Consider the following 8747-nt stretch of genomic DNA (forward strand, 5'->3'; position numbering starts at 1 on the left):
GCGGTGCCCGTGGCGACGGCGGCGGGGATCCCGGTGCGGGGCAGGACGCGCAGGGTGACGCCGGCCGGGGGCAGCGCGCCGAGGACGGCGGGGCCGAGCGCGGTCGCGGTGGCGGCGAGGGTGAGGCCGTACCGGGGCGCGGCGGCGATGCGCAGGACGTCCGCGCGGGCGGCGTCGAGGCGCAGCAGCAGCGGGCCCGCGTGCTCCAGCAGCCGCTCACCGGCCAGGGTGGGTACGACCGGTCTGCGGGTCAGCAGCGGTGCGCCCAGGTCCCCTTCGAGGGCGGCGATGTGCTGGGAGACCGCGGACTGGGTGTAGCCCAGCTCGCGCGCGGCCTCCGAGAAGGAGGCGAGGCGGGCCACGGTGACGTACGTGCGGAGGAGGTGCGGGTCCATGCCGCCCAGCATCCCACTCCATCAGCAGCGCTTATCGACCGTGCAGAATCCATCGTTGGACGTGAACCGCCCGCCCCGCTGAGGATGGTGTCCATGACGAACACCGCCACGCTCGCCCTCGTCGGCGACCGCTCCCCCCACGTCGTCTCGCACACCCGCGTCCCGGTCCTGCTCGACGCCCTGGCCGCGCGCGACCGGCTGGTCCTGGACGCGTACTGGATCTCCTCGCGGGACGCGGAGGCGGAGGGCGCGGTGCGCGGCTTCGACGCCGTGTGGGTGCTGCCGGGCAGCCCGTACCGCAGCGAGGCGGGCGTTCTCGCGGCGGTCCGCACCGCGCGTGAGGAGGGCATCCCGTTCCTGGGCACGTGCGGCGGCTTCCAGCACACGCTGCTGGAGTACGCCCGGAACGTCTGCGGGCTGACGGGGGTGGCACACGCCGAGAACGACCCCGGCGCCGAGGACCCGCTCATCGAGCCGCTGGCCTGTTCGCTGGTGGGGCACGAGGCCGCCGTGACGGTCGCGCCGGAGTCGCTGGCCGCGTCCGTGATCGGCGCGGCCCGCACGGTCGAGCGGTACTTCTGCGCGTACGGCCCCTCCCGCCATCTCGACACGCTGCGCGCCCATGGACTGCGATTCTCCGGACACGACGAGGACGGGCACGTCCGGATGGCCGAGCTGCCCGGCCATCCCTTCTTCCTGGCCTCGCTGTTCCAGCCGGAGCTGGCCGGCGACGGCTCGCACCCGCACCCGATGGTCCGGGCCCTGGCTCGAGCCGCGGCCGACCACGCGGCGTCCCGGCAGACCCGTCCGGCCTGACGCGTCCGGTTCCCTGCGCGCGAGGGCCGGAAGGCGTCAGCCGCGTGTCAGCGCCGGCACGCCGGGCACCGCGGGCGGTACGGCAGGCACCGTGGCCGGTACGGCGGGCGGTACGGCAGGCGCCGCGGCCGGCACGGCGGGCACGGCGGGCGTGGCGGCGGGCGACGGGAGCGGTACGGCGGGCGGGTGGTCCGGCAGGAAGCCGTGGGTGCGGCGACCGAGCCACTCGGCCTTGTAGCGGTCGACCTCCCGGTGCCAGTTGAGGATTCCGGACAGCCAGTTCTGCAGGTCGAGCACGTAGGCGTCCATGATCGCGCGCGCCTCGGCCGACAGTGCGAAGTCCTCGTAGAGCACGGGGAGTTCGTGGGCGATGACGTGCTCGAACTGTTCCATGCGCTGTGTCATCAGGTCGTGCACGACGTGCAGCGCGGCCGGGTAGTCCACGCCGAAGAAGTTCTGCACGACGAGGACGGCGTTGTGGACCTCGCCCTCGTACTCGATCTCCTTCTGGTAGGAGAAGACGTCGTTGAGCAGGCAGGCGTAGTCGATGGCGGCGTTCTCCAGGGAGCGCACCGGGCCGCTGGCGTACACCTCGGGCGGGATCGCCGGGCCGTGGCCCATCCGGCACAGGCTCAGGGTGAGGTCCGAGCCGAAGGTGGAGCGCCGCATCTCCAGGTAGTCGACCGGGTCGGGGACGCGGTGGTGGAGCTGGTTGGCGACCTCCCAGACCCAGCTCTCGGTCATCTTGTCCACGGCCCCCTTGAAGGAGCGGCGCTGGCCGGCCGTCATCCCGCGCGTGGTGCGGGCCCACAGGTCGGTCAGCGCCCGCTCCATGGCGTTGCCGGGAGCCGGAGCCGGCTCGCCGTCCACCGGCATGCACCGGGAGAGCCGGGCGGTGGTCAGCCGGGCGGCGGCCAGGTCCCGCCGGTGGCCGTAGACCAGCGGGTAGTAGTCGTCGCCGTAGGTGCCGAAGGCGAGCCACTGGGCGCTGAGATCGAGGGCCTCGGGGGTGGCGTCCGGGTCCAGGCCGGCGGAGCACAACGCGAGATCGCAGGCGGCGAGCTTGTCCTCGTCCCAGACGCCCTCCTGGAGGATGCCCATCTCGTGGCACCACTCGACCAGGCGGCGCCGGGACCGGTCGACGTGCGGGCTGAGCTGAAGCTCGTACGGCATGTACAGATCGGGGATGCGGGACGGTCCGACCTGCTGGTAGGGCACGTGGGAGTGGGCGCGCAGCCGGTCCCGGGCCGCCCCGGCGAGCAGGGCGCCGACATGGGCGGCGGACGTGCCGGGGCCGCTCGGGAGCTGCCAGGGCGAACCGGAGCGGGCGCCCTCGTTCATGTAGCGGCTGGAGCGCATGTGCCACTCGTGGCCGCCGGACTGCCAGTCCTGGAGTCCCTTGGTGTAGGCGGCGACGGCGGCGACCTCGTCCGGCCGCAGTCCCTGTTCCAGGGCGACGGCGGGGACCTCGGTGAGCGCGGTGTGCTCGAACTGGTGCAGCCGGGAGGTGAGGACGTCGTTGACGGTGTCGGCGGCCTCCTGGGTGGTGCAGCCGAAGAACTTCTCCAGGACCAGCACGCCGTTGCTGTTCTCGCCCTCGTCCTCGACCTCGCGCTGGTAGGAGAACAGGTCGTTGCGCAGGTGGACGGCGTCGGCGAACGTCTCCATCAGGACGCGCAGCGGCCGGGTGCCGGCGACGGCCGTCGGCACCTCGGCGGTCGCGTACTCCACGAGCCCGGCCGACCAGGGGGCGCCGCCCACCTTCCGGCGCATCTCGATGTACTCGACGGGGTTGGCGATCCGGCCCTCGTTGATGTTGGACAGCTCCCACATCGACTCGTTGAGCAGGTGCTCCGTGGCGACGGAGAACCGGCGGCGCCAGTCCACGGACATCGACGGCACGGTACGCGTCCACAGGTCCTTCAGGCCCGCCTCGACGGGATTGCGCGGCTCCGGCACGGGGGCCGACAGGTCGAGCGGCATGAACAGCGGCAGGCGGTCCAGGTGGGCCTTGCCGGCGGCGCGGTCCGGGGTGCGCTTGAACATGTCCAGGAAGTGGTCGTCGAAGAAGAACACCCACACGTACCAGTCGGTGATCAGCGACAGGGCGGAGGCGTCGCAGTCGGGGTGGGTGTAGGCGCACAGGAGTCCGTAGTCGTGCGCCTCCAGGTCGGTCTGCTCCCAGATCCCGGAACCTTCCAGCATGCCCATCTCGCGTGCCCACCGCGTCGAGTGGGCACGGGCCTCGTCGAGGTGGGGATTGAGCCGCGCGGGATACGGCATGTAGAAGTGCGGGAGTTCGAACGGCTGCGTCATGGCGGGGGCCCTACCCGTGCCCCCGGACCCCCATCCGCCCGGCAGCACATGATCACACCATCGCGTGAACCCTTCTCGAAACGTGGAACTCCGGTGCGCGGTTGTGGCGTTGGCGCTCTTGCCGTACCCGCGCGCGCGGGTCACGGTAAGCGGCATGACCTCCTTCGTGCTGCCCCATGAGGTGCACGGCGACGGCCCGCACAAGGTGTTCGCCGTGCACGGCTGGTTCGCCGACCGGTCCGCCTACGCGGCCGTCCTGCCGGACCTCGACCGCACCCGCTTCAGCTACGCGCTGGTCGACCTGCGCGGTTACGGCGAGGCCCGGGACGCCCCGGGCTCGTTCACCACGGCCGAGGCCGCCGGGGACCTGGTGGAGCTGGCCGACCGGCTCGGCTGGGAGCGGTTCTCGGTGATCGGGCACTCGATGGGCGGCGCGGTGGCCCAGCGGCTGCTCGCCGTCGCCCCGCACCGGCTGCGCCGGATCGCGGGTGTCTCGCCGGTGCCCGCGTCGGGCATGCCGCTCGCCGGTGAGCAGGCGGTGCTGTTCGCGGACGCGGCGCACCGGGCGGAGAACCGGCGCGCGATCATCGATCTCACCACCGGGGGCGGCCGGCCCGCCGCCTGGCTGGACCGGATGGTCGCCGCCTCGCTGGAGCGCAGTGACGCGAAGGCGTTCCGGACGTGGCTCGACTCGTGGGCGGGTGACGACTTCAGCGCCGACGTCGCGGGCAGCGAGGTGCCCGCGCTGGCCGTGGCGGGCGCGCTCGACCCGGCGCTGTCGGCCGAGGTGATGCGGCTGACCTGGATGTCCTGGTACCCGCGCGCGCAGCTCGCCGTGCTGCCCGGCGCCGGGCACTACGCGATGGACGAGACCCCGCTGGACCTGATCCGTACCGTCGAGGACTTCCTGCGCGCGGACGACGCGCACGGGGGCGGGCCGGCGTGAGCGCGCACGCGGCACCGCCGGTGCCGGACGTCTTCGATCCGCGCCGGTACGCCACCGAAGTGCCCTACGCCGACTACCGGGTGCTGCGCGACCACCATCCGGTGGCCTGGCAGGAGGAGCCGGAGGTGCTGGGCTGGCCGGCCGGCCCGGGGTTCTGGGCGGTGACCCGGCACGCGGACGTGGTGCGCGTGCTGAAGGACTCGGGGACGTACTCCTCGTACGCCGGGGCGACCCAGATCCGTGACCCCGATCCGGCGGACCTGCCGTTCATCCGGCGCATGATGCTCAACCAGGATCCGCCGGGGCACGGGCGGCTGCGTCGGACGGTGAGCCGCGCCTTCACACCGGGGCGCGTCGAACGGTTCGCGGCCGTCGCCCGGGAACGGGCGCGCACGCTCCTCGAACGGGCGCTGGCGCAGGCACGGGCCGGGGACGGGACGGTCGACCTGGTGGCCGCGGTCACCGACGAGTACGCCCTGCTGAACCTGGCGGGCCTGCTGGGCGTCCCGGAACACGACCGGCGGCTGCTGCTGCACTGGACGCGGCGGGTCATCGGGTACCAGGACCCGGACGAGGCCGGTCCCCGGGTGCTGGACGGGACGGGACGGCCGGTCGATCCGCGGTCGCCGGCGATGCTGCGGGACATGTTCGACTACGCGGGACAGCTGGCCGGCTTCAAGCGCCGGTACCCCGCCGACGACATCATGACGACGCTCGCCCACGACGCCGAACTCGGCGACGGTGAACTGGAGATGTTCTTCTTCCTGCTCACCGTGGCGGGCAACGACACCGTGCGCGGCGCGGCCCCGGGCGGGCTGCTGGCGCTGGCGGAACACCCCGGGGCGTACGAGGCGCTGCGCGCCGGGAAGGCGGTCCCGGCCACGGCCGTCGACGAACTGCTGCGCTGGCATCCGCCGGTGCTGACCTTCCGCCGGACGGCCGTACGGGACACCGAGCTGGCGGGCCGCCGGATCCGGGCGGGCGACAAGGTCGTGGTGTTCCACGCCTCGGCCAACCGCGACGAGCGGGTCTTCGCGAGCCCGGAGCGGCTCGACCTCACCCGCTCCCCCAACCCGCACGTCTCGTTCGGGGACGGCCCGCACGTCTGTCTCGGCGCGCACTTCGCCCGGCTGCAACTGCGGCTGCTGTACGAGGAGGTGCTGTGCGCGCTGCCCGGGCCGCCGCGCCTCGCGGGTCCGGCCGGGCGGCTGGTGTCGAACTTCATCAACGGCGTCAAGTCACTGCGGGTCAGGCCGGTCTGAGGTGTCGGCCTGGATGAGCGCGTGCGTGCCGCTCGTCCGCCAGCGCTGCCCCTCGGCGGCGACCAGCGCGGCCTCGGTGGCGGCGGACAGGCCGGTGATCACCTCGGACTTGAGGGTACGCAGCGCGGCGACGGGGCCGGGGAAGTACGCGGTCGCCTCCCGGAAGGGCGTGGTGGGCGGCCAGCGCCGGTCGCCCACCAGGCGGCGGTAGTTGAGGTCGCCCTTGACGAGGGTCAGGGTGGCCGCCGCGAACTCGGCCCGCAGGTCGTCCGGCATGTCGGCGTACGGCAGCGGGGCGCACGAGAAGGGGTGCGCGCGGACGGTGAGCCGGCCGTCGGCCATGGCCGACCAGAGCACGCGCGCGTACTCGGCGGCGGCGCCCGACGCCCCGCGCAGCCGGCGCAGGGCGTCGGCGACGTCGGCGGTGGTGGCGTCGGAGACGTAGTAGGGGTACGGCTTGATGTGCAGGACCGCCCGCGCGGTACGGCCCGCGGAAAGGAGGTGGGCGATCAGGAGGAGGTCGGGGACGAGTTCGCGGCCCGCGTTGTCGGCGACGAGCACGAGCGTGCCCGCTTGCGCGGGCGGGAGCAGCGACCACAGGGCGGCGCTGTCGTCGGCGACCAGCGCGGGGGCGGGTTCCCCGGCCTCGGCGCCCGCGGCGGAGAGCCGGAAGCCGAGGTCGGCGCGGTTGCCCCAGAGCGAGCCGTGCAGCAGGGCCTGCGCCCGCTCCTGTTCCGGCAGGTCACGCAGATCGTCCAGGGCGGCGAGTTCCTCGTCGGTCTGCGGGGCGTCGAGTTCGGCGCGCTTGGCGGGGCGGAAGGGGTCGACGCCCTGCCAGGGCCCCGGGCCGAACCAGCCGACGGCCTGCAGCAGCCGGCGGTAGAAGTAGCTCTCCGACCACAGCCAGGGCACGTCGTACCAGGACCGGCCGGTGTACTCGGCCAGCCCCCAGGCGTGCCACCGGTCGCGGTCCGGGGCGTCGGCGGGCAGCGGCTCGACCGTGCCCTCGGTGCAGCTTCGGAGCAGCTCGTCCAGCGCCCGGTGCTGCCCGGGGCCGTACGGGAAGGCGTCGCGGACCTGACGGATGATCGCGGGGTGCCGCTCGGCCAGCACACTGTGCGGGAACGAGCCGGGTTCGTCGCCGACGATCACGGGGGCGGACGGGGAGTCGGACATGTCCGTCACCGTATCGCGGGCGTCAGGCGGTACGGATCTCCCGCTCCAGCTGCGTGGCGAGGGTGACGTAGCGGGGGCGCCGGTGCACCGGGACGAGGCCGCGGATCACGAGGTGCCACATCTCGGCGACCCTGCGCGGCAGCCGTCCGACCGGTTCCAGCGAGCGGCCGGCCACCCGGGTGCCGATGAAGAAGCAGACCAGGGAGTGGGCGACGACACCGACGTCGACGTCACCGTGCAGATCGGCCTCCCGGACGGCTCCGCTGAACTTCCGGGTCGCGAAGTCGAGCCACTCGGTGAACGGATGGCGCAGCGGCGGCCGTACGGCGATGTCCGCGGTGGCGAGGCGGAGTCCGGCACGCGGCACGGGATCCGCGACGGCCAGCCGGGCGATGCCGAACGTGGTGCGCATCAGCGCCTCCAGGGAGGAGCAGCCGCGGCTCTCGACGTCGGCCACGAGCTGCCGGGCGGCTCTGGCCTGCAGTTCCAGGATGGCGTGGGCCAGGTCCTCCTTGGCGGCGAAGTGGAAGTACAGGGCGCCCTTGGTGACCTTCGCGTGTGCCACGATGTCGCTGAGACTGGTGGATTCGTAGCCGCGCTGGTCGAACAGGTCGGCGGCGGCCGTGATGATCGTGGCGCGGGTCTGTTCAGCGCGTAACTGCCTCGCCATCCTGGGACCCCTTCCTCCCACCTCAAAAGAACGGGACATGCGGTTTGTTTCTAACCCCCCGCATACGATAACTCACGGAACGGCAGCGGGAGTCCAGTGCGTCCCCGCCGCCTACTCGACACGTGTCAGTGGGTGGCCGGAGGTGTCGCCCGAAGTGCGGTTCCCTCGCAACGGCCGAGATCACGTCGGTGTCCGCAGTCACCGCCGACCGGCGGTCCGCGGCCCCGGGGCGGCGCGGGCCGGCCCCGGAACCGTCACGGCTCGAGGTGCGCGGCCGGCTTCCGGCGGGGCGTGGAAACGGGCGCGAAACGGCTGGACCGGTCGGTGTTTTCGCGCCCCCGTGACCGGGTGCGCCGGTCCGGGCGGACGACCGGCTGAACAGGGGGCGTCCCCGCGCCGTACTGGACGCCGCAGATCCCGTTCCCGCCGCCCGCCGAGGAGACGTCCCGGATGACTCGGATGACAGCCCGCCTGAGCGTCAGGGTGGCCGCCGCGGCGGCGCCGCTCCTGCTCCTGACCTGGGCGGCGGAACCCGCCCGGGCGCACGGGGCCCCGACGGACCCGGTCAGCAGGGTCTACGCCTGCTCGCCCGGAGGCGGCGCCGCCCGGTCGGCGGCGTGCCGGGCCGCGATCGCGGCGAACGGCGCTCCGTTCACGGCCTGGGACGACCTGCGGGTGGCCGGGGTGGACGGCCGTGACCGGCAGGTGATCCCGGACGGCAGGCTGTGCAGCGGGAACCTGCCGGCGTACCGGGGCCTGGACCTGGCCCGCCGGGACTGGCCGGCGACCCGGCTGGCGCCGGGCGGCCGGCTGTCGCTGGCCTATGCGTCGACCATCGCGCACACGGGCACGTTCCGGCTGTACCTCACCGAGCAGGGGTACGACCCGTCGCGCCCGCTGACCTGGTCCGACCTGCCCGAGCGGCCCTTCGCCCGGATCACGGACCCGCCGCTGCGCGACGGGGCGTACCGGATGGAGGTGACGCTGCCCGCGGACCGGACGGGGCGTCAGGTGCTGTACACGGTGTGGCAGAACAGCAGCACGCCGGACACGTACTACTCGTGTTCCGACGTGGTCTTCCCGGAGCACGGCGAGGCCGCCGGCGTCGCGCGGTCCGCGCGGCCGGCGGCGACACCGGCGGCACCGCGTCCGCGGCCCACGCGGAC

8 protein-coding genes are annotated in these 8747 nt (G+C 73.7%); 4 read left to right on the top strand and 4 right to left on the bottom strand.

All coding sequences use genetic code 11. The features are described from left to right. The coding region (locus GT045_RS12015) for a LysR family transcriptional regulator (RefSeq protein WP_161334143.1) at positions 1-395 on the bottom strand (395 nt) is incomplete at its 3' end. Positions 396-488: 93 nt separating this feature from the next. Between GT045_RS12015 and GT045_RS12020 the strand changes: the two genes are divergently transcribed. Then, a complete protein-coding gene (locus GT045_RS12020; RefSeq protein WP_161334144.1) occupies positions 489-1211 on the top strand; it encodes a hypothetical protein in 723 nt (240 codons plus the stop codon). A 36-nt stretch (positions 1212-1247) separates the two neighbouring features. Here the strand turns inward: GT045_RS12020 and cyc2 are convergent, their stop codons facing one another. Further along, positions 1248-3527, bottom strand: a complete 2280-nt coding sequence (cyc2, locus tag GT045_RS12025; RefSeq protein ID WP_161334145.1) for a germacradienol/geosmin synthase Cyc2 — start codon at positions 3525-3527, stop codon at positions 1248-1250. Positions 3528-3681: 154 nt separating this feature from the next. Between cyc2 and GT045_RS12030 the strand changes: the two genes are divergently transcribed. Beyond that, a complete protein-coding gene (locus GT045_RS12030) occupies positions 3682-4473 on the top strand; it encodes an alpha/beta hydrolase (protein WP_161334146.1) in 792 nt (263 codons plus the stop codon). After that, on the top strand, positions 4470-5735 hold the full coding sequence (locus tag GT045_RS12035; protein ID WP_161334147.1) for a cytochrome P450: 1266 nt from the start codon (positions 4470-4472) through the stop codon (positions 5733-5735). Before GT045_RS12030 ends, GT045_RS12035 begins: the two co-directional genes overlap by 4 nt. Here the strand turns inward: GT045_RS12035 and GT045_RS12040 are convergent. Both GT045_RS12040 and GT045_RS12045 read right to left on the bottom strand, forming a co-directional pair. Continuing rightward, complete coding sequence (locus tag GT045_RS12040) at positions 5712-6911, bottom strand: damage-control phosphatase ARMT1 family protein (protein WP_161334148.1); 1200 nt, start codon at positions 6909-6911, stop codon at positions 5712-5714. The genes GT045_RS12035 and GT045_RS12040 overlap by 24 nt on opposite strands. Before the next feature lie 22 nt (positions 6912-6933). Then, entirely contained in the window at positions 6934-7581 is a 648-nt protein-coding gene (locus GT045_RS12045; protein ID WP_161298693.1) for a ScbR family autoregulator-binding transcription factor, read from the bottom strand. A gap of 450 nt (positions 7582-8031) precedes the next feature. Between GT045_RS12045 and GT045_RS12050 the strand changes: the two genes are divergently transcribed. Further along, a partial coding sequence (locus GT045_RS12050) for a lytic polysaccharide monooxygenase (protein ID WP_161334149.1) occupies positions 8032-8747 on the top strand: 716 nt, incomplete at its 3' end.

The sequence above is a fragment of the Streptomyces sp. SID486 genome (genome assembly GCF_009865385.1).
Classification (GTDB): Bacteria; Actinomycetota; Actinomycetes; order Streptomycetales; family Streptomycetaceae; genus Streptomyces.

What these genes read in the sequence shown, in the direction of transcription:
- GT045_RS12020 (WP_161334144.1), top strand. Translation starts at nt 489, where the DNA reads ATGACGAACACCGCCACGCTCGCCCTCGTCGGCGACCGCTCCCCCCAC.
- cyc2 (WP_161334145.1), bottom strand. Translation starts at nt 3,527, where the DNA reads ATGACGCAGCCGTTCGAACTCCCGCACTTCTACATGCCGTATCCCGCG.
- GT045_RS12030 (WP_161334146.1), top strand. Translation starts at nt 3,682, where the DNA reads ATGACCTCCTTCGTGCTGCCCCATGAGGTGCACGGCGACGGCCCGCAC.
- GT045_RS12040 (WP_161334148.1), bottom strand. Translation starts at nt 6,911, where the DNA reads ATGTCCGACTCCCCGTCCGCCCCCGTGATCGTCGGCGACGAACCCGGC.
- GT045_RS12045 (WP_161298693.1), bottom strand. Translation starts at nt 7,581, where the DNA reads ATGGCGAGGCAGTTACGCGCTGAACAGACCCGCGCCACGATCATCACG.